Origin of the sequence: Paenibacillus sp. XY044 (assembly GCF_002257645.1) — a bacterium.
Classification (GTDB): domain Bacteria; phylum Bacillota; class Bacilli; order Paenibacillales; family Paenibacillaceae; genus Paenibacillus_AQ.
This window is the reverse complement of the sequence record NZ_NQMO01000019.1, coordinates 1-18,634: the sequence shown is the minus strand read 5'-3', so window position 1 is coordinate 18,634 and position 18,634 is coordinate 1. Positions and strand designations below refer to the sequence as shown.

Below are 18,634 nucleotides of genomic sequence, written 5' to 3'. Positions count from 1 at the left end.
GGAGATAGTCTTGGTAAATTTAGCACTTATTAATGAAAATAACGTGTGCATCGGTGTTCAACAAGCCCTTGGCATGATTGATGACGGTAAACATGTATTGATCGATAATTATGACTATGATTATTACGTTTACCGCAAATACGAAAACGGTCAATGGTCAGAAGAAAAATACGTTCCTGACGTTGCACAAGTCGAATTAACCAGAATGGAGAAGTTGGAAAAGTCTCAAGCCGACCAGGACGAGCTTATCATGCAAATCATATTAGGAGGCGCGTAAAATGAGCGATGCAGTGTATAACCTTTTCCTTCGTAACTGGGTAAACAACCGGGCAACCGTTGAACAGATTGACCTTGCAGTACAGAAGCAGCTGATCTCGGCTGAGCAAGCAGATACTATCAAGGCGACAGAACGTGCCCCAATCACAGGCGGTGAGTAACCATGTTGGCATCTGAACTGCTGCCGGATATCAACCTTCGATACCGGAATACATTCACTGATACCCAAAAGTACGGGTGGATGAACGACGAACAAAACGATATCTTCAATAACTTCAAGATCGAGCGAGACCCGGTGCCAATTCCCTTGGTTACTGGGTCTAAGCTTTATTATCGGCCTGATGAGCTTAAATACATCGATCAGGTACGGGCAGCGACGATTCAAATAAACGCTGACAAGGATAATCCGGTATTCGATGATCTTCCGTATTACCGGGATTTCAACAACGTCGTGGCGGAATACTCCCCATGGTACACGTTCCTGGGATCGGATAAAATCTACATCAACGTCCCTAACGCGGATTTGACCGGGCGCTATGTTTACTTCTTCTTGGATGCTAGTCCATCGCCCATCGTAGATGGTACTTCACAGATATCCGTACCTGATAAGTACTTGGAAATCCTAAAGTATGGTGTCCTGCGGCGGATTGCTGAGGCCAGAAAGGATATCGTGATGGTCAGCAATTACGCGAATTCAAGAGAGGAATTAATCAATGATTTCTTGTGGAAAGAGGTTACAGACGAGCCTGAGTGGATAACGCCGATCGACGTGATGCCTCGAGCCGGAAACCATGGATGTAGGTGGTGGAGATAATGGCACAATGGCAGATGTACCCTAGAAACCTTGATACCCGGGGCGACAGCCGGCAAGAGGTAATGTTATCGGGCGGCATCTTCACCGGGATCAACAGCTTTGACATCAAGGACGAACAGTCCGTAAATGAGTACGGATGGGACACAGACGAATTTTACCCGGCAAAGTCCACGGCCAAGGCGCCAGTTGCTTACGGTGCATCAGGGAATGCAAGGACGTACCTGTTAACCAACTTCGGAAGCACGCAGCTGGTCCGGGCGGTAGGGTCAACGCTGCAATACAATTCATCCGGAACATGGAACAATATCAGCGGATCATTCAGTTCAATTGACTGGAGCGCCGCAAACTTCGATATAAACGGCCCAGCGCTCATTCTGACGAACGGAAGCGACACGGTAAGGTATTGGAATGGGTCAACACTAAACACGCTCTCATCGGCTCCTAAAGGCCGTATCGTGGCAGCGGATAACCTTCGGGTGTTCATCTCCAATGTGCCAAGTGACGAATCGCAGGATCAGATTCATTACTGTGCGTTCCAAGATGCCACGGATTGGAGTTCAGCCGAGAACAGCGGCATTGTTCAGTATTACACGGCCAACGGCGGTCCGGTAACGGCCATGACCACCTTTGGCGGCTGCATATGGGTATTCAAAAAAGACGCGTTCGCATTGATCTACCACACAGGAGATGCGAGGGCGTTTTATCGTTTGGTGCCATCTTCGGATAATATCGGGTGCGTCAATCCCAAAACGCTGGTGGATATGGGCTCTTTCCTAGCATGGCTCGGGCAAGATGATGTTTATATAGGAGCAGCCGGTGCAGCGAACCGGATTGGTGAGCCAGTGCGCACGTTCATCAGCCGGATCAATCAGACCTATCTGAGCAAATGCTGTGCTTTCACGGACGGACTCCGGTATTACCTCAATCTTGTTATCGATACTGCAACAGAGCCTAATATCCGTCTGGTGTATGATACCCGATTTAAAACGTGGCAGGTGGCCGGAATTAACGAACAATACTTATACGGTGTCCGGTTCAATAATGCCGTGTACGCCGGGAATGTGGCTGGCATGACCTATAAGCTGAACGCCGCAACGACAACAGGCGCCTGGATGGTTGAGACAAAAGACTTTGACCGTTCTGAGGCTGAGAAGGAATATAATGAAATCCATGCCCAGATGTACGCGCCGACAGGAACAACGGTAACTTTCCAAGTATCGACGGACCAGGGGAACACATGGCAGACCATAGGCGATCCGATACAAGGTTCATCGTCAGCACAGAATCAGAACATCATTGTGCCATTGGACGTGGTACCTATCGCCAACTGGATCAGGTTCAGGTTCTCAGGTACCGGCCCATTCCGTTTATACAGCTTTGAACGTTACTTTAAAACTCATCCTGTTCAAATATAAGGAGGATATTATGGAAAATGTAAATACAATGGCGAAGAAGAATTACATTGAACTTCCGGCAGAGCAAAGAAAATCAATGATTGAGCAGCGTCTTATTCAATACAAACAGCAAATATTCAGCCTGCAGATGGACAGAGCGGCCTTAGAATCCGTTGAAGATTGCGAAGGCATCAAGTCCATTGACCAGCGCATTGAAGCGATCAGAAAGGCGTACAGTGCGGTTGAAAGGATGATGTGATATGCCAGTACCGGATTTATCGGGCGTACCTCCTTGGGCAGAGTTCCAGGACCTGAAGGATAAGATTAACGATATCGTATCCAAGTACAACAACCTGCTGGTTAACCTGGATTCATTGAATGTCGTATCGCTTACGGCTGACCACATAACAGCAGGAACCATAGATGCCAACGTTGTAACCATCCGTTCAGACCTAGCTGCCGGCGCCTTCATTCAGATTGACGGTGGCGGCATGCGGATTAATAACGGTTCGTATGACACTTTCACGGCCAACATAAACGGATATGTGACCATGACGGGAGCATTGATCCGTAGCCAAAGTGGGTATCCGATGGTCGTAATGGACCCCAACTCTGATTTGATTGGGGCTTATGCTTCGCCAAGTAGTTACATTACAATTAATCCAACGGCTTCTCCGGTGGGTTCGCCTCAGTTCCTTGTTGCAGGCGGCGGAGGTTCGATGTTCATGTATCAACAGTCATCGCAATCAATTATTTCTTCATCCTACGATCTAACAGTCAAGGCATCAAACGATATAAATCTTATCCCGGGAGTACCTGGAGGGCATGTCCGTGTCGGCTTTGACGAATTGCTTGATACTAATACGAGCAATACTCTCTATCAACAACTATTAGGTAAAGCATCATCTGGTGTACAGACGAGTTCGGCCGGTCCTTTTAACGGTGGAATCCCCACAGGAACTCAACTAATGGTTGCTGGTGGAGGAACTGTAACATGGGTTGGAATTGCTGCACATTCCCACGTTCAGAATTAAGTGCTATAATGGTGCCAAAATCTAACAATGAGGTGCGGTAGATGAAGAAGTTTCGCAATCTTTCATTAGTTTTGGCTGGTTTTGCATTGGGGGTTACGGTGGCTTTCTCGCCACAAATACACGCGGCTGCTAACAGTTTGTTGGGAAGTAAGGTTGGAAAAGTCCTTGATGTGAAAATCAATAACAAATCTATCGGTAGTGGGGCCGTGATTAACGGTACGACATATGTTCCGTTACGCGTAACTGCTAACGAAATGGGGTTGGAGGTAACCAAAGTGGATTCGAAAGAAGTCAATCTGTCTTCTGGAAGTACATCCACCATTCAAGATAACTCAGATCAAATAAGAGTGAAAATAAATGAATTGGATGGACAAATTGGCGAAGTGAAAGTCAAACTTCGCAACGCTGAAAATGTAATATCGAACAAACAAAGCAGCTTGAATTTCATCAAACAGTGCCAAGAGACGTTGGATGTTTTAGAGAAGCTTAAAGCTGAAGGTTCTCCAAGATATAGCGAGGCTGAGTATAATGGATATGTTCAAAAAATTGAGACCACTCAAACCAACCTCGACAATGCCGAACGCGACCTTCCAATCCTGAAACAACAACTCGCGGACCTGGAGAAGCAAAAAGCAGATCTCGAGGCTGAGCTGCAGAAGTAACATGAAAAAGTATGTTGCTTTTGTCGTATCCGGATTGATCCTGATGATTGCATTTGCATTCCTAATTTATCCTACGCCTTATAAGTACGTGGAATACACCAATGGAAGTGGATTCAAATATCCAGTCAGAGTAAATATTATAACGGGTAAAACAATGATATTCACAGTAAAAGATGGCTGGGAAGTAATAAAAAATTCAGGGCAGTGATGAATGGATGTAAGAAAAAAAGGACTCTCTATTGAGGGTCCTTTTGTGTTGGCTAAATTTCGTCATTAGAAAAATCTCTAAATATACCTATCAATCTTCCGACTATCTTAACTTTATCTTTATCAACTAAGAGAGGTGCCATTTTAGTAGTGGATGGTGAAAGTACAATCTTGTCATCTAAGTAAGAAATAGTTCTAACCAAGATTTCATCATCCAATTTAACAACAACAATATCTGACTCATTAATATCATTTGTCATCTTTGCTACTGCGAAATTTCCCTTATGAAGTCCCAACAATGTCATTGAGTTATCCGGCATTCTGTATATAAAAGTCGGCTCACCCTCTGTATATTCTTTAGGTAACGATAATGAGGAACTTTCATCGAATATCAATTTCTCGTCAATGACATCTTTAAGCATTGGCACAGCTTCGGTTTCAATACGTTGAGGTTCCTTGCCAAATAAATAATCTATACTGCAATTTAATATATCACTTAATTTATATATGTTTTCTAAGTTTGGTTCCCGAGTTCCATATTCATATTTCGAGTAGTTAGATTGAGACATGCCAAGCATTTCAGCCAATTCTTTTTGTGTTAAACCGGCCTGTTCGCGTAGCATTTTTAGGCGATCAGAAAAAATAGACAAAAAAATTCCTCCTAGCACTTGCAAGTATTCCTAATTGAGCGTATTATTATTTATGTAGTCCAAAACGAACTAAAAGGTGGTGATTAACATGAAACGTAATCTAAATAGGATTACTATTCTCCGATTAACTAAGGGCCTTTCACAAAAAGATATGGCGGATAAGTTGTCAATTTCTCAGTCTTATTATGGGAAGCTTGAAAGAAATCCGGAAAATGTTTCACTTGATGTCGCACGAAAAATAAAAAACATCCTGGAAGTAAGTCATATTGATGACCTTTTGGAAGAAGCGATGTAATTCAAAATGTGCGCACCACTATTTTACATTCCATTTAGGAATATAACAAGGAGGATTAAATGTGGTTGAGGCATTCAACGCTTGGTACGAAGAACGAAGAGCAGCATATGAGATGGAAAATGAAATTATCAAAGATAAACTGTCTCAAGGCGTCAATGGAGTCGAATGGCTAGTGATGCAAAAGGAAGTTAGACAAGAAGATATGATGGGTTTTGATCGCTGGATTGTAATAATTAAAGATATTGAGAAAAAGAACATGGATTCTTTAATGATTGACACACTGCTCATGAATAATGAGGATTTTTATGAAAAACATGAATTGAATTGGTGGATAAGTGTTAGCAACACGCTGACATACCTGAACTTACTGAAACAACGAAATTATGATAGGTATTCTGATTTTATTCAAGTTCTTAAAATGAGAGGAGAAACGCCATGAGTAAACATCCAATTATTTATAAAGAGCAAAGAGTCTTAACATCACATCAACTTGCGGAAGCTTATGGAACAGACAATAAATCAATCAGCAACAATTTTAACAATAACAAAGATCGTTATAAAAGAGATAAGCATTTCTATGTTTTACAGGGAGCGGAATTAAAATCGTTTAAGAGCAAATCCGAAAATTTAGGAATCGCAGTAAATGCAAATATTGTCTACCTATGGACTGAAAAAGGTGCCTGGATGCACGCGAAATCACTAAATACTGACCAAGCGTGGGAAGCATATGAAATGCTGGTTGATGAATATTACCGCGTGAAGGAAGTCACTCATTTACACTCGTATATGATTGATGATCCAATTATTCGAGCAGAAAAGTGGATTGAAGAAGAAAAAGAACGACGGATCTTGCTAGAGGGGAAATTGCTACTTGAGAGAAAGGTATCTGAACTTGCTCCGAAGATCGCGTACTATGACATCATCTTGAAGTCAAAAAGCACAGTGAACACGACTCAAATTGCAAAAGATTACGGACTGACTGCAAATGAACTCAATAAGATTTTGAAGGATCAAAATGTACAGTATAAAGTTGGTGATCAATGGGTTCTTTACAAAAACTATGCTGATAAAGGATACACACAGTCTGAAACATTTAATTTCACCCACAGAGACGGTGCGCCGGACGTTAGAATGATGACTAAATGGACGCAGAGAGGTAGAATCTTTATCCATCAAATACTAACAGAACTTGGTATCAAGCCGAATATCGAAAAAGAGTATCCTGATGCGAGATAATGCCGTACTTATTTAGGTATTTATCAACCCCTACATTGCATGATAAACTGTATAGTACAGGAAGGGAGTGATTACATGAAATGTTACAAATAAAAAAAGCCGCTATATAGCGACTCTTCTTGTTACCTAGTGCTTCTTGGCGGATCCACAGGGTAACAGACTGGAAAAAATGGGTAACACTTTTCTAAACCCAATTGTAACATATTGACTATAGGCAATGGAAGCATTGTAAATGCGGAAAATTGTCCCAAACACCTAGAGAATTACATAACAATTATGGAGTTGAGATCAGTGTTCCCCTAAAATTTAGGAGGTGCACATGAGCGAGGATGAATTACAGAAGTTCATCTCTACAGCATCACCAGAGCAGTTTATAGCTCTAAGAAATAAAATTGAGAAAGTAAAGAATACAACGTTTGAAGAATTTGTACTAACACTTAACAATCTTATTGATCTCATAGTTTAAATAACCCAAGGGTGTCCAGTTTAACTGGCTCCCTTTTTTTATGCCCTAGATTAAACCTAGACCGTCAGGAGATGATCCCATGAGAGCCAGAGACGGCCCCAAAATAGCGGATTTCAAAATAAAATTAAAGGGAGTGAACATATGGCAGTTAATGTATATGACCAAAGTATACGTCAGTCGCTTAATCAGAAAGGAATCGATAACAGCAAGATAGGATATTCCAACGGATATGTAACAGTTAACGGGCAGAACTTTATGAAGGCAGATAAGAACTATAATGGTTCTGCTTATACGAGCGCACAAAACTTCAACAATGCCTGGAATAGCTATTCCCAACCAAAGACACCAACAACGCCGACAACTACAACATCACCAACATATCAGGCTCCATCGTACTCAGCTCCTGCCGGGAGTGTGGCGGTGCGTTCGGCCTTGCAGTCTGCTGGCTATAATCCGAGCTCAATCGGGTATAGCAATGGCACTGTTACCTTAAACAATCAACCGTTTGTTACTCCATCGGCGAATGTCAATGGCACGACCTATGCTAATCAGAGCGTTTATAACAATGCTTTGGCTAATACAAGGATTGGAGACCTTCAAAACCAGATCGTTAACAATACGAAGCTCCCTGACAATCCATACAGTTCACAGATCGACGACACCATTAAATACTTGATGGATTATGCAAAGAATCAGCAGGTTTCAGATCCACGCAGCACACCGGAATATGAAGCTTATAAAGCACAGGCTGACAAACAGGCCCAGGCCGGCATACGAGCTGCACAAGAATCGATGGGTTCTTCCGGATTCGGACGCTCTACAGCGCTTGGCGAAAGGGCACAGGGCATTCAGAACGATGCGACTGCTTATCTGGAGACACAGGTAATACCTCAGATTCTAGCGGCTGAGCGTGAACGCCAACAGCAGCAGTACAACAACGTGATGAGTATTCTGAACCCACTGATGAGTCAGCAACAATACGCAGACACCCGTTCTCAAACTGAGCTTGGTAATGTGTATAACGCGCTGAACTCCGTAACGGGAGAGCAACAACGCGGTTATGATAACGCCCGGGCCGATGCTGCATTAACCGGTAATTATCTGACACCAGACCAACAAACAGCCATTAACACGCTGTTAGGACTGAAACAACAGGCTGAGACCAAAGGTATTACCAAGGAACAACGTGATGCACTGAGCGCTCAGGCTGATACTGTTCGTAATCAAATGAGAGCAATGGGCTTGGATCCTACTCAGTTTGGCGCTAATGTTTCCTATAATTCAGCAAGTCAGGTGAATCCAGGTAGAACGTTACAGGGACAACAGTTAGATATGCAGAAGAGTCAACAGCAGTTGGATCAACAGCAACGCGAATGGGATAACAACTTTAATTTGGAACAATTCGCTTATCAAAAAGCCCGAGATGCGATCACAGATCAAAAATGGCAAGCTGAATTTGATGAAAACAAACGTCAATATGGCCTTGATTATGCGCTTAAAGAACTTGCCCAGAATGATCAGAAATCATATCAAGATGCTATGCTTGCTATTAATCAGAGCAGCAACGATTTGGATTGGGAGAAATATAAGAGCTCATTAACTCAGGGTACACAACCAGTTACTGCTGAGGATTACGCTACAAGTTATTTGGATAAAGCAGCAAAATATGATCCTGATGACGGTTCGCTACTTAATGCAGATGCTATTGAAAAGCAGATTCTCACGGCGCCATTAAGTGAGTATGACCAATACAAGCTTTATCAACGGTATGGTTTGCCATGGGACGGACCAGCCCCAAGTCCAACGTCGGGAAAGTAGTAGGCCCCACTCTCCCGAAAGGCGCGGTAAGTGGGGCTAACTTGAATAAAACGTTGAGTGGCGCATTAAAAGGCCAAGGAAACGCTTTTGTTTCAGCAGGTCAAAAGTATGGAATTGATCCTGCATTACTTGCTGCTATTGCGATTCATGAGACAGGTAATGGATCTAGCAGTGCTGCAAAGAACAAGAACAATGTGGGCGGAATGATGGGTAAGAATGGACTGATGACCTTTAGCTCACTTCAAGACGGAATCGATAAGATGGCGTCCAATCTTAAGCGTAATTACATTGATAAGGGTCTGACGACGATTGAACAAATACAAAAGAAATACGCTCCGGTAGGCGCGTCCAACGATCCAAATAACCTTAACAGTAACTGGATCAACGGTGTGTCTAAGTACTATAAGATGCTTTCATAAGGAGGTGCAGCATGGCGGATTCGTTTATCGAAAAGAGAAAAAAACAGCTTGGATTATCTAGCGATAGTTCAACTGGCGGTGGTCTAAGCTTTGTTGAACAAAGAAAGATGGACCTTGGAATGATTCCAGATACTCGACCAAAGCCAAAGGCGCTTGAGCCTAACAAAGGTAAAAGTGTAGCTGAATTGAAAAAAACATTACCTCCACAGTTGACGGCAACTAATCCCGTTACTTCATCTACCCTTATGAGGGCAGTTAATGGCGATCAGGCAGCGAAGCAATCATATGAAAAGACCACAGGGGTTAAATTTCAGCCAAGCACTACCCCGAAAACAGAATACCAAAAAGCCCAGGAGGAGATTGATAAACTTCCTCCTGGTGTTAAACAATTCGCGACTGTAATGAATGCCGTTACTCGTGGATGGTCAGGAGGCAACCTCTTATCACGAGCAACTAATATACCAGGCGTTTCTATGAATACCGTGGATTCGACAGGTAATAAAACCGTGGATTCGGCTGCCGACTGGATTGGGCGGAACATTTCACCTATGTTGGTCCCATCTGGTGCGCCATTTGGCACCGGAACGGTGGCTGGACCATACAAGATCGTCGGAAACTTACTTGAGACAGGCAAAGGACAGAGGGCCGTTAATGCGCTCGCTAAAACGATACCAGGTGTAAGCCAAAAGACGGCGCAAGGCATTGCCAGAGGCGCATTAACTGAAGGGATCGCTGGTACCATTCAGATGCCTGCACAGAACTTGCTTAATGACGGTAATGCAAGCGGTAGGGAACTTCTCACGGACGCGGCTATCGGCGGCGTAGCAGGTCTGGGGTTAGGTGCATTAGGTGGTGGTATTGGAGCAGCACTTAACCGGGCAGGTTCAAGAGCAGCATCAAACGTAATTAATTCCGTCGATTCGGTGGAGCCAACGGTTAAAATACCGGAGATTGCAGAGCGGACGCCGGCACCACTTAAGACGCCGGAGGTGGTTAATCAAAATATTCCTCCGGCTGAAACGGGAATAATCACGGATCCACTGAGCATTAAAACGGAGGACATCCCGAGTTTCATGTTAAGACGAGGGGCAAATCAGGCGAATCCTTTGCCGGTTGAAAGCCAAGTTCCGATTATCGAAGGACAAGCGCCGATCATTAACAATTCACCGACGAAGCCGAAGGAAAGAGGATTTGCGGAAACATTGAAGGCATCTGAAAAGACGCCTGAGGAGTTTGTAAATCGTCTTCAGTCCGAATACACGCCAATCAACAATGCAGAAACGGTCCAAAAGGCAAACAGCAAGGTGTCCAAGGACATCGACGAGGCCACACGCTACGTCCTGAACGACTCCAAATTTGATGCAACGAAGTCAGCAACAGCCCAGCGTCTGATCGACCATTATAATCAGCAAGGCAATTATGACATGGCAGTATCCATCGCTGACAAAGTGGCTACGGAGGCTACAAAAGCCGGTCAATTTATTCAGTCTCTGTCTATCTATAACCGTTTGACCCCTGAAGGTGTGTTGATTCGGGCCAAACAGATAGCAAATAAGGCTAACGAGGGACTACCGGCAGGTAAGAAGGGCGTTGAGGTAACTTCCGATATGGCTGCTCGACTTACTGAATTAGCAGGCGTCACGCAAAAGATGACTGGTGTTAAGGGCTTGGCTAACGATGTGATAAGCATTCTTGAACGCGCTAAAACCGGGGAAAAGCTTACGTCTGCTGAAACAGACGCCCTTAAACGGTTTGTGAATGAGTCTAAACAGTTTATCAAAGAGACTACCAAGAAGACCCATCCTAAGCATGTTAAATTGCCCGGAGAGATGAAGGACAAGAGGGTAAGGGATAATGTTGTCTCCTTCCTTGAAGCCCAGGAACAGGCGGCGAGAGAGCGTCTGAAGGCGCGTGGTAATCGCCTAAGCTCGACCCCACTGGACGTATATGCAGACTACGCCATTATTGGAGCTTCAAAGCTCGGAAAGGGCATTGTAAAATTCGCTGATTGGTCTGAAGAGATGGTAAAAGAATTTGGTGAGGATATCCGTCCTTATCTTGCCAACATCTACAATCGGTCTGAAGAAGCATTGAGAATTTCAGCAAAGAAAATCACTAGTGAGACGGTAAGCAAGGCTGAGAGACTCACTGAGAAAGTAATCAAGACTAAGGACATTGACCCTGCAGAAGCAGAATCACTCATGGTGCTGGCCCGGAGAGTGTCCAGCCTATCAGGAGAAGAAAAGCGCTTGGCTTCTCAGGATCTTCAATCCATATTGCAAGCGCTAGATAACCCATCCATATGGAAGAAGATCAGTACGACCCAAACCATGGCACAGCTGCTTAACCCTAAGACCCAAGTTCGTAACGTATTGGGGAACGAGCTCTTTTATCGTGCTGAACGCCTTAACAAATTGCTGGCTACCCCAATCGATTTTGCCCGGTCCAAACTCACAGGCAGTGACCGTTACGTCACCTTCCGAACGCATAACCAGGGTCAATTCTGGAAGAACTGGTTTGAGGGAGCAAAGGCAGGGTGGAGAGGCGTCAATATCAACGGTCTAGAGACGCAATTTGACCTTTCTGGGCAAGCTTTCCGCGGAAAGTATAATCCAATGACTTACCTTGAAAAGTCTCTTGGTGCGGCTCTCAGAAGCTTTGACAACGCTGCTTATATGCGGGCATATAATAATACGTTGGGTGAACTCGGTACACTTGATGCAATTAATAAAGGCATCAAACCAACAAAGCAATATGTTCAGGATTTCATTACTCGAGCAGATGAAAACATACTACAAATTGCTGATAAATACGGTAAATATGTGACATTCCAGGACAATAACCTCATATCCCGTGGCATGACAACCTTTAAAAGAGGATTGAATAAGGCAACAACAGGCTCTATAGACTTTGGCGCCGGTGATTTGATCTTGAAATACCCTAAAACCCCGGGTGCATTGCTCATGAGAGCGTTCGAATATAGCCCAGCAGGATTTCTTCGTTCAGCATATATTCTCTATAAAGGAGCTCGTTATGCTGAAAATGATCCCGCCGAAGCAACGATGGCACTTACCCGTGCAATAGTCGGTACTGCAGGATTTACTGGAATGGGCTATTACTTGATGGATAACGGTATTTTGACTGGACAAGCGAGTAAGGACAAGGATATTAGGGCCTTACAGACATCAGCAGGACAAGGACAGTACCAAGTCAATCTATCGGCTCTTCAACGGTTTGTTGAGTCTGGATTTGATCCTAAAGCTGCTGCTCTCAAGCCTAATGATCTACTTTACACTTACGATTGGATGCAGCCGGTTTCCGTGGCGTTATCTATGGGTGCGAATATCAACAGCAACCTTAAGGATAATAAAGACGCCCAACAGACAACAACAGGGGCTCTTGGTGCAGCATTTAACAGCGTTGCTGGCGGGGTAAATACCTTGTCTGAGCAATCGCTCCTTAAGGGGCTTAATGACGCTTTTTCCGGTTATCCTGGACAGACTGTAACAGATAAGATTGTCGATATTCTTTCCGACATTCCATCATCGTTCGTACCAACTGCTTTTAATCAGGTCAAGCAGCTTGGAGATAACTACAAGCGCGAGACTTATTCGCCTGATAAGCTTGAGCAAACACTGAACAAGGCACAAGCCAAGATTCCAGGACTGGCCGAAAAGCTTCCTAAGCAATTCGATACCTTGGGACAACCTAAAACGCATTATCAGGACAACAGCTTGACTAACGTTTTCCTTAATCCAGGGTTTGCGTCCCGTTACAAGCTTTCTCCGGAAGCCCAATTAATTGTGGACCTTATCACTGAGACAGGCGATGATACATTGGCACCGCGGGTACCTGGAAAGACGGTTCAAGGTAACAAGCTTACTGGGGAACAATTCTCGAGATTGTCGCAACTGCAAGGTGAGGAAACGGCTAAACGAATCAGCAAAATCGATCCAAACAAGAAGACCTCAACCAAGGTTAAGAAGGTTGAGAAGGCCCTTGATAAGTCTGGTGAGGTAGCCCGTAAACAACTGATGGATGAATTTGGTTTACAGAAGATAAAATAGATTGACGCAATATCCCTAAAATGGTAAATTAAGAATACAAATCGCAAAGTATGCGTCGTAAAGAGCTCAGGGAAAGCGTCCCGGGCTCTTTTTGTGTTGGGGGAACGATGGAATACATTGAATTGGACGAATCAGAGTCTCTAGGCAGTACCGTTTCAGAGGGAACCCTCCGATTGGTAGCTGCCATACTCGGGCCCGAAATTAGAGACTTGCTGCTGTATCCGGTGGTGGAAGAGCTTGTGGAACCTCATAGAACTGCTATATGAAATCATTTATTACATCATTAAAAACCTGAATAACTGGAAATGGGAAGTGTTTCTGATCTATATTTTCTACCTCTTCGGCAAGCGTTCTGGCATGAAGATGGTACGAAAGTGGATGCAGAGCCACTTCCCTGTTTATTTTACCGATGACAATGAAGAATGGCGCAAATGGGCGACAGAAAATATAGAAAGTTTAGGTGGGTCTAAGTGGCAGTCGAAGAAATTAAGTGGTCCTATAAGACCATTAAGGAAAGTGGCTCGGACGAGCTTAAATACATCATCGAAATTATTACCAGAGGGAACGAGCCCGGGAGACCAATCAGAGAGGATGAACAGAATGAAAAGACTAATCGTCATTGATGCCGGCCATGGAGCTAAGGATCCGGGCGCCATCGGATACAGCAAGAAGAATCAGGAGAAGGCGTTCAACTTGTCCGTTGCTTTGAAAGTCAACGAGCTGCTGAAAAATGATACAAACCTTGAGGTTAGACTGACCCGAAGCACGGACGTATTCCTGGAGCTTAAAGAGCGTTCAGACTTCGCTAATAAGGCCAAAGCAGACGCCTTTATCTCTATCCATGCCAACAGTGCGAGCACAACTGCAACGGGCACTGAGACGCATTATACGCGTGCCGACAGCAAAGCCTTGGCCGAAGTCATCCATAAGCACGTACTCAAGGCAACTGGGCTGAAGGACCGCGGACTGCATACCGGAAACCTGTACGTCACCAAGCATACCAACATGCCAGCAATCCTACTGGAACCGGGATTCGTGAGCAATCCGACAGAAGAGGCCATACTGTTTGACGGGAATTTTCAAACCAAGCTTGCTCAAGAAATCGTGTCAGGCTTGAAGGAGTACTTCAGGGTAGATACCAAAGCACCAACGCCAAGCAATACCCCTTATCCTGAAATGACCGTAACGGTCGATAACCAGTCCTTTATCGGGTATAACATCAACAACTTCACCTGGATTCCTTCCCGTCCAGTTGGCGAAATGTTGGGAGGTACGATCGACTATGTCAAAGGTAAGGTTACCATCAATGGCAATGCAGTCGATACCAAACTGATTAACGGCGTAGGATTCGTGACGGCCCGGGACTTGACGGACCAGTTGGGCGCCCGCATTTATTGGGAAAAGTCTGAACCATATAACGTTATCATCTATCCAAAATTATAAGGAGGTCTTTATCATGCAAAGCATTTGGGATCAAGTTTCACCGTTACTGTCTGGTATTATTGTTGAAATCATCAAGCTGCTATGCGTCTTGGTTCTTGCCGGCTTCGGTTATCTCCAGATCAAAGCCAAAGCATCAATCGATACAATGAAAAATAAGGCGCAGCGCGAATTGTTTCATAAGATCGCTGATGAAGCCTTTGCATATGCTGAGGCGACATTCAAGAACGAGTCCAGCCGGAACAAACTGAACAAGGCCTTTACCTACGCATCAAGTAAACTGAGTGACGTAGGAATCAAACTGTCTGTCGAGGAAATCACCGCGGCGATTGAAAAGGCGTGCCTGGAGTACAATGCCAATAAGAATAAGACACTGAAGGATGGAGATAAAGCAAGCTAGGAATAATTTTCGGAATAATTTGACTTGATATTGACAAAAGCTTATTGCAACCATCTCACTAAAAAAACAAAGATTTTGCAACCGGCCTACCTACATGGTGGGCCCTTTTTTTTGTTGGATAATTGTCGGAGAATAGTCTTATTTTCCTATTATTTAAGAAATTATTCTTTCTTTTTTAAAAAACTAGTGTAATATGATAGGTAAGTTTGAGCCAAATTATGGGTTTTACTAACTGCCAGTTAGGTTAATGGGATATATATTTCCTTCATAAGGGTTAGACTTATGAATAAAATTAATCTAAAAAGGGCGGTGAATTCCATGGCTCGAATAATTTATATTGATAAGGTGAGGAAAATGACTACAGAAACAGCTTCTGCAGTGAATGTTCACAGCATAGCTAAGACCTTTCTGAACTTTGAGCCCATGACACCGAAAAAGCTTCAAAAGCTATGCTATTACGCTTACTCTTGGTATCTTGCCCTGAACGACAAACGCCTTTTTGACAATAACTTTCAAGCTTGGATTCATGGCCCGGTTGATCCCGATTTGTACAATACATATAAGAGTTACGGATGGAGCAACATCGAACGCGAACAATACATACCTTCTGAAATAGGCTCCGATCCGGAACTTCTTGAATTTATCGAGGAAGTATACGAATCTTACGGGGACCTTGATGGGAATCAATTGGAATATCTGACTCATCGAGAGTCTCCTTGGCTGAATGCACGTGGTGATTTGAAGCCGTATGAGCCATCTAACAACGAACTTTCTGATTACGATATTTCTACGTTTTACAAAAAGGAACTGGGATTATGAATAGACCGCGGCAACAAAGACAAAACAGAATCCCACGACCAAACCTTGACGGATATCGTCAAGGTTCTTTTGTAACCCCGTCTTTTAAGGAGTCATTAGAATCATACAGCAAAGAAAAAATCGTATTTTCATGGAGATACTTCGATGGAAAGCATGAAGCCTTTAATTGCGGAAACGCTGATAAAAGTTGGTTTATGGATCTTATGGAAGTAATGAAGAACGTATCCAACATGTCATTAAATGAGTACATGCAGTGCAAGCCATTAAGAGTACACTCGCATGATTGGAGCAAGGTAACTTATAAGTATGATCATTTGACAGCTGAGCAAGTAAAGCAAATAGAGAACGATACAACACAGTTTTCGATATCCCAAGCTAAAGGAAGAGTACACGGTTTTTTGATCGAAAACCTTCTGTTTGTCGTTTGGTTTGATCCTGACCATAATCTTTATCCAGGTGACAGAGATCTGGTCTTAGCAAGACAACCGTTATCTTCATACGAGATACTTCAATTGGAACATGATACACTTAAAGAAGAGTACGAGTCATTGCTTAAAGAAAAAGAAGCCCTTGAGACTAATTTACTCCAGTGTTTGTACGATAAGGAAGAAGGCGCATAAGGTGGTTATCACATCCCCGTTTATGTTGGAACTATGCGAATACATTGCCCAGCATATGCGAGCTAAAGGAGTATGGCCAGACTGCACCGGCGCAGACATAGCCAATGCAGCCGAAGATAATGATCAGGTAACTTCATGGTATTATGATGCTCTGGCGTACTTCAAAGAAAAGAATTGGTACTACTCATTGGATGAGGTCAAAGATCCTGAAGAGTTCATGACAGTCAACATTCGGACTAAGGGACGGGTAGATACGTATTGGTATCTTGGTGGAGTCTGGAAGCATGCAGGGAGTATGGACTATTAAAGAGTCGTGAATATCGGCTCTTTTTTTATTTGGGCAAGAGGACAATCCGTAACTGCATATCCTCAATCGAGGTGATGCAAAGGTGCATGTTGAATTTACGCTTGGAGAATCTCATGACAAGATTCGGTTAGACTGCTATCATTACCTTATCGAGAAGTATGGGAGGGTAATACATGATCGGCATTTACGGCAGGGTATCGACCGAAGAACAAGCAAGATCGGGATTCTCGATAGACTTCCAGATCCGGGAGGGGAAGAAGAAGGCCGGGACGGATGAAGTCAAAATATATATGGACGAGGGCATATCCGGTGAGTTTTTGGAGCGTCCAGACCTAAACCGGCTGCGGCAGGACGTGAAAGACGGCATCATTACAAAGATCATTGTCCTGGATCCGGACCGGTTAGCACGTAAGCTGATGCTGCAGCTTATCATAACAGACGAATTTGAGCGCCGCGGGGTTGAATTGGTCTTTATCAATGGTGACTATGCCAAAACACCAGAGGGCCAACTATTTTACTCCATGCGTGGTGCTATCGCGGAATTTGAGAAAGCCAAGATCAATGAGCGTATGACACGCGGCCGGCGAGAAAAAGCCAAGCAAGGGAAGGTCATTAAGGGCAGCCCTATATATGGATATAATTTCGACAAGCAAAATTACGAGTACGTCATAAATGATGATGAGGCCAGGGTGGTTCAACTCATATTTAACCTGTTCACTCGACCAAATGACATCGCCAGAGGTATCAACGGTATAGCTGTTTACTTAACTGATAACCAGATCCCTACAAAACGTGGCGGCAAGGTATGGCATAAGCAAGTAGTCCGGCAGATTCTCATGAATGAAACGTATACCGGCCGCTTTGCGCAAAACAAATGGAACACCGAGGGCATGCTCGGGAATAAACATAAGCCCAAAGGCGAGAAAGTTAAAATGAAACTACGACCTGAGAGCGAATGGATATACGTGGATTGTCCACAAATTATTAGCAAGCTACAGTTTGAACAGGCACAGAAGTTATTAGGGGAGTCCAGGCGCCGGTTTGCCAAAGATAGCCTTCGTCAGTATTTGCTTTCTGGCCTTGTGCGCTGCGGAGAGTGTCACAACACGATGACGGGACGCCGGTCCAAGAACTGGGGCAAGTATATATTAGAATATTCAGATGTCAAAAATACATCAGGCGCCAAATTCAAAGGCTGCGGCATGAAGGTTAAATGCGAGGACCTGGACAATGCCGTATGGGAAAAGGTTCATGAGTGGTTATCTCAGCCGGAAGAAATCGCAGCAGCCAGCTTGGAGGAAAGCCAGGATACATTCGCTGACAAAGAAATTGCCCGGATCGAACGGGACCTAGAGAAAACACGGGCAGCCCGGAAGAGACTCATTAAGTTGTTCTCCAGCGATATAGGCATGGGTGAGGATGAAATTCGGGAAGAGCTCCGGGAGTTGGCGGACAAAGAGGAACATCTGAAAGCTCAGCTGGAACAGCTCACTTCAGAACTTGATGAGATGCAGCAGATGGAAAGCAGCAGAAACTTGTTGCAGGAGACATTGGAGTATTACCTTACCTTGAATCCAGATGAACTTACATTTGAGGATAAACAAAATCTAATCCGGCGTGTGGTGAAAGAAGTCCGGGTATTTAACAATGAGGAAGTCAACATTATTACTTTTTAATGCTCATATGCACCTCTATTGTCATAATGATCGA

Annotated in this window: 21 protein-coding genes; 20 read left to right on the top strand and 1 reads right to left on the bottom strand. The window is 44.0% G+C overall.

The annotated features are described in order from the left end of the window. Nucleotides 1-10 precede the first annotated feature (10 nt). From CJP46_RS35365 to CJP46_RS35340, 7 genes are read left to right on the top strand one after another with little or no spacing between them, the layout of a single operon-like run. On the top strand, nucleotides 11-277 hold the full coding sequence (locus tag CJP46_RS35365; protein ID WP_094600271.1) for a hypothetical protein: 267 nt from the start codon (nucleotides 11-13) through the stop codon (nucleotides 275-277). Nucleotide 278: 1 nt separating this feature from the next. Next, nucleotides 279-437 carry a hypothetical protein gene (locus CJP46_RS36785; RefSeq protein WP_179281459.1) on the top strand — a complete coding sequence of 53 codons (159 nt, stop codon included), beginning with the start codon at nucleotides 279-281 and terminating at the stop codon, nucleotides 435-437. A 2-nt stretch (nucleotides 438-439) separates the two neighbouring features. Next, nucleotides 440-1,090 (top strand): phage adaptor protein, encoded by a 651-nt coding sequence (locus CJP46_RS35360; RefSeq protein ID WP_094600270.1) that lies wholly within the window; start codon nucleotides 440-442, stop codon nucleotides 1,088-1,090. Next, a complete protein-coding gene (locus CJP46_RS35355; protein ID WP_094600269.1) occupies nucleotides 1,090-2,505 on the top strand; it encodes a hypothetical protein in 1,416 nt (471 codons plus the stop codon). Before CJP46_RS35360 ends, CJP46_RS35355 begins: the two co-directional genes overlap by 1 nt. A gap of 10 nt (nucleotides 2,506-2,515) precedes the next feature. Continuing rightward, the gene (locus tag CJP46_RS35350; protein ID WP_094600268.1) at nucleotides 2,516-2,743 is read left to right on the top strand and encodes a hypothetical protein; all 228 of its coding nucleotides are present in this window, start codon (nucleotides 2,516-2,518) and stop codon (nucleotides 2,741-2,743) included. A gap of 1 nt (nucleotide 2,744) precedes the next feature. Continuing rightward, on the top strand, nucleotides 2,745-3,518 hold the full coding sequence (locus CJP46_RS35345; RefSeq protein ID WP_094600267.1) for a hypothetical protein: 774 nt from the start codon (nucleotides 2,745-2,747) through the stop codon (nucleotides 3,516-3,518). 41 nt (nucleotides 3,519-3,559) lie between these two features. Continuing rightward, nucleotides 3,560-4,180 carry a stalk domain-containing protein gene (locus tag CJP46_RS35340; protein ID WP_094600266.1) on the top strand — a complete coding sequence of 207 codons (621 nt, stop codon included), beginning with the start codon at nucleotides 3,560-3,562 and terminating at the stop codon, nucleotides 4,178-4,180. Nucleotides 4,181-4,440: 260 nt separating this feature from the next. Here the strand turns inward: CJP46_RS35340 and CJP46_RS36780 are convergent, their stop codons facing one another. Then, the gene (locus CJP46_RS36780; RefSeq protein ID WP_179281458.1) at nucleotides 4,441-5,037 is read right to left on the bottom strand and encodes a helix-turn-helix domain-containing protein; all 597 of its coding nucleotides are present in this window, start codon (nucleotides 5,035-5,037) and stop codon (nucleotides 4,441-4,443) included. 88 nt (nucleotides 5,038-5,125) lie between these two features. On the opposite strand from CJP46_RS36780, the gene CJP46_RS35325 reads away from it, so the two are divergent. The 13 genes from CJP46_RS35325 to CJP46_RS35270 all read left to right on the top strand — a co-directional run bounded on the left by CJP46_RS35325 (nucleotide 5,126) and on the right by CJP46_RS35270 (nucleotide 18,600). After that, on the top strand, nucleotides 5,126-5,332 hold the full coding sequence (locus CJP46_RS35325) for a helix-turn-helix domain-containing protein (protein ID WP_094600264.1): 207 nt from the start codon (nucleotides 5,126-5,128) through the stop codon (nucleotides 5,330-5,332). A gap of 61 nt (nucleotides 5,333-5,393) precedes the next feature. Continuing rightward, the gene (locus tag CJP46_RS35320) at nucleotides 5,394-5,771 is read left to right on the top strand and encodes a hypothetical protein (protein ID WP_094600263.1); all 378 of its coding nucleotides are present in this window, start codon (nucleotides 5,394-5,396) and stop codon (nucleotides 5,769-5,771) included. Continuing rightward, complete coding sequence (locus CJP46_RS35315) at nucleotides 5,768-6,568, top strand: phage antirepressor KilAC domain-containing protein (RefSeq protein WP_094600262.1); 801 nt, start codon at nucleotides 5,768-5,770, stop codon at nucleotides 6,566-6,568. Before CJP46_RS35320 ends, CJP46_RS35315 begins: the two co-directional genes overlap by 4 nt. Nucleotides 6,569-6,887: 319 nt before the next feature. Beyond that, nucleotides 6,888-7,034 (top strand): hypothetical protein, encoded by a 147-nt coding sequence (locus tag CJP46_RS36775; protein ID WP_179281457.1) that lies wholly within the window; start codon nucleotides 6,888-6,890, stop codon nucleotides 7,032-7,034. A gap of 141 nt (nucleotides 7,035-7,175) precedes the next feature. Continuing rightward, the gene (locus tag CJP46_RS35310) at nucleotides 7,176-8,852 is read left to right on the top strand and encodes a hypothetical protein (protein WP_143813080.1); all 1,677 of its coding nucleotides are present in this window, start codon (nucleotides 7,176-7,178) and stop codon (nucleotides 8,850-8,852) included. A gap of 41 nt (nucleotides 8,853-8,893) precedes the next feature. Next, on the top strand, nucleotides 8,894-9,271 hold the full coding sequence (locus tag CJP46_RS35305) for a glucosaminidase domain-containing protein (RefSeq protein ID WP_256992667.1): 378 nt from the start codon (nucleotides 8,894-8,896) through the stop codon (nucleotides 9,269-9,271). Between the two features lie 11 nt (nucleotides 9,272-9,282). Further along, nucleotides 9,283-13,338, top strand: coding sequence for a tetratricopeptide repeat protein (locus CJP46_RS35300; RefSeq protein ID WP_094600259.1), 4,056 nt, complete (start codon nucleotides 9,283-9,285; stop codon nucleotides 13,336-13,338). Nucleotides 13,339-13,938: 600 nt separating this feature from the next. Further along, entirely contained in the window at nucleotides 13,939-14,781 is an 843-nt protein-coding gene (locus CJP46_RS35295; protein ID WP_179281456.1) for an N-acetylmuramoyl-L-alanine amidase, read from the top strand. Between the two features lie 13 nt (nucleotides 14,782-14,794). Continuing rightward, complete coding sequence (locus CJP46_RS35290) at nucleotides 14,795-15,178, top strand: phage holin (protein WP_094600257.1); 384 nt, start codon at nucleotides 14,795-14,797, stop codon at nucleotides 15,176-15,178. Nucleotides 15,179-15,460: 282 nt separating this feature from the next. Further along, the gene (locus CJP46_RS35285; RefSeq protein WP_218831078.1) at nucleotides 15,461-15,997 is read left to right on the top strand and encodes a Panacea domain-containing protein; all 537 of its coding nucleotides are present in this window, start codon (nucleotides 15,461-15,463) and stop codon (nucleotides 15,995-15,997) included. Continuing rightward, entirely contained in the window at nucleotides 15,994-16,617 is a 624-nt protein-coding gene (locus tag CJP46_RS35280) for a hypothetical protein (RefSeq protein ID WP_094600256.1), read from the top strand. Before CJP46_RS35285 ends, CJP46_RS35280 begins: the two co-directional genes overlap by 4 nt. A 1-nt stretch (nucleotide 16,618) precedes the next feature. Continuing rightward, nucleotides 16,619-16,924, top strand: coding sequence for a hypothetical protein (locus CJP46_RS35275; RefSeq protein ID WP_094600255.1), 306 nt, complete (start codon nucleotides 16,619-16,621; stop codon nucleotides 16,922-16,924). A 173-nt stretch (nucleotides 16,925-17,097) separates the two neighbouring features. Continuing rightward, nucleotides 17,098-18,600, top strand: coding sequence for a recombinase family protein (locus CJP46_RS35270; protein ID WP_094600254.1), 1,503 nt, complete (start codon nucleotides 17,098-17,100; stop codon nucleotides 18,598-18,600). The last annotated feature ends 34 nt before the right edge of the window (nucleotides 18,601-18,634 follow it).

Coding starts and splice junctions, on each gene's coding strand:
- CJP46_RS36785 (WP_179281459.1), top strand. CDS start 279: ATGAGCGATGCAGTGTATAACCTTTTCCTTCGTAACTGGGTAAACAAC.
- CJP46_RS35360 (WP_094600270.1), top strand. CDS start 440: ATGTTGGCATCTGAACTGCTGCCGGATATCAACCTTCGATACCGGAAT.
- CJP46_RS35355 (WP_094600269.1), top strand. CDS start 1,090: ATGGCACAATGGCAGATGTACCCTAGAAACCTTGATACCCGGGGCGAC.
- CJP46_RS35350 (WP_094600268.1), top strand. CDS start 2,516: ATGGAAAATGTAAATACAATGGCGAAGAAGAATTACATTGAACTTCCG.
- CJP46_RS35345 (WP_094600267.1), top strand. CDS start 2,745: ATGCCAGTACCGGATTTATCGGGCGTACCTCCTTGGGCAGAGTTCCAG.
- CJP46_RS35340 (WP_094600266.1), top strand. CDS start 3,560: ATGAAGAAGTTTCGCAATCTTTCATTAGTTTTGGCTGGTTTTGCATTG.
- CJP46_RS35325 (WP_094600264.1), top strand. CDS start 5,126: ATGAAACGTAATCTAAATAGGATTACTATTCTCCGATTAACTAAGGGC.
- CJP46_RS35315 (WP_094600262.1), top strand. CDS start 5,768: ATGAGTAAACATCCAATTATTTATAAAGAGCAAAGAGTCTTAACATCA.
- CJP46_RS36775 (WP_179281457.1), top strand. CDS start 6,888: ATGAGCGAGGATGAATTACAGAAGTTCATCTCTACAGCATCACCAGAG.
- CJP46_RS35310 (WP_143813080.1), top strand. CDS start 7,176: ATGGCAGTTAATGTATATGACCAAAGTATACGTCAGTCGCTTAATCAG.
- CJP46_RS35300 (WP_094600259.1), top strand. CDS start 9,283: ATGGCGGATTCGTTTATCGAAAAGAGAAAAAAACAGCTTGGATTATCT.
- CJP46_RS35295 (WP_179281456.1), top strand. CDS start 13,939: ATGAAAAGACTAATCGTCATTGATGCCGGCCATGGAGCTAAGGATCCG.
- CJP46_RS35290 (WP_094600257.1), top strand. CDS start 14,795: ATGCAAAGCATTTGGGATCAAGTTTCACCGTTACTGTCTGGTATTATT.
- CJP46_RS35285 (WP_218831078.1), top strand. CDS start 15,461: ATGAATAAAATTAATCTAAAAAGGGCGGTGAATTCCATGGCTCGAATA.
- CJP46_RS35280 (WP_094600256.1), top strand. CDS start 15,994: ATGAATAGACCGCGGCAACAAAGACAAAACAGAATCCCACGACCAAAC.
- CJP46_RS35270 (WP_094600254.1), top strand. CDS start 17,098: ATGATCGGCATTTACGGCAGGGTATCGACCGAAGAACAAGCAAGATCG.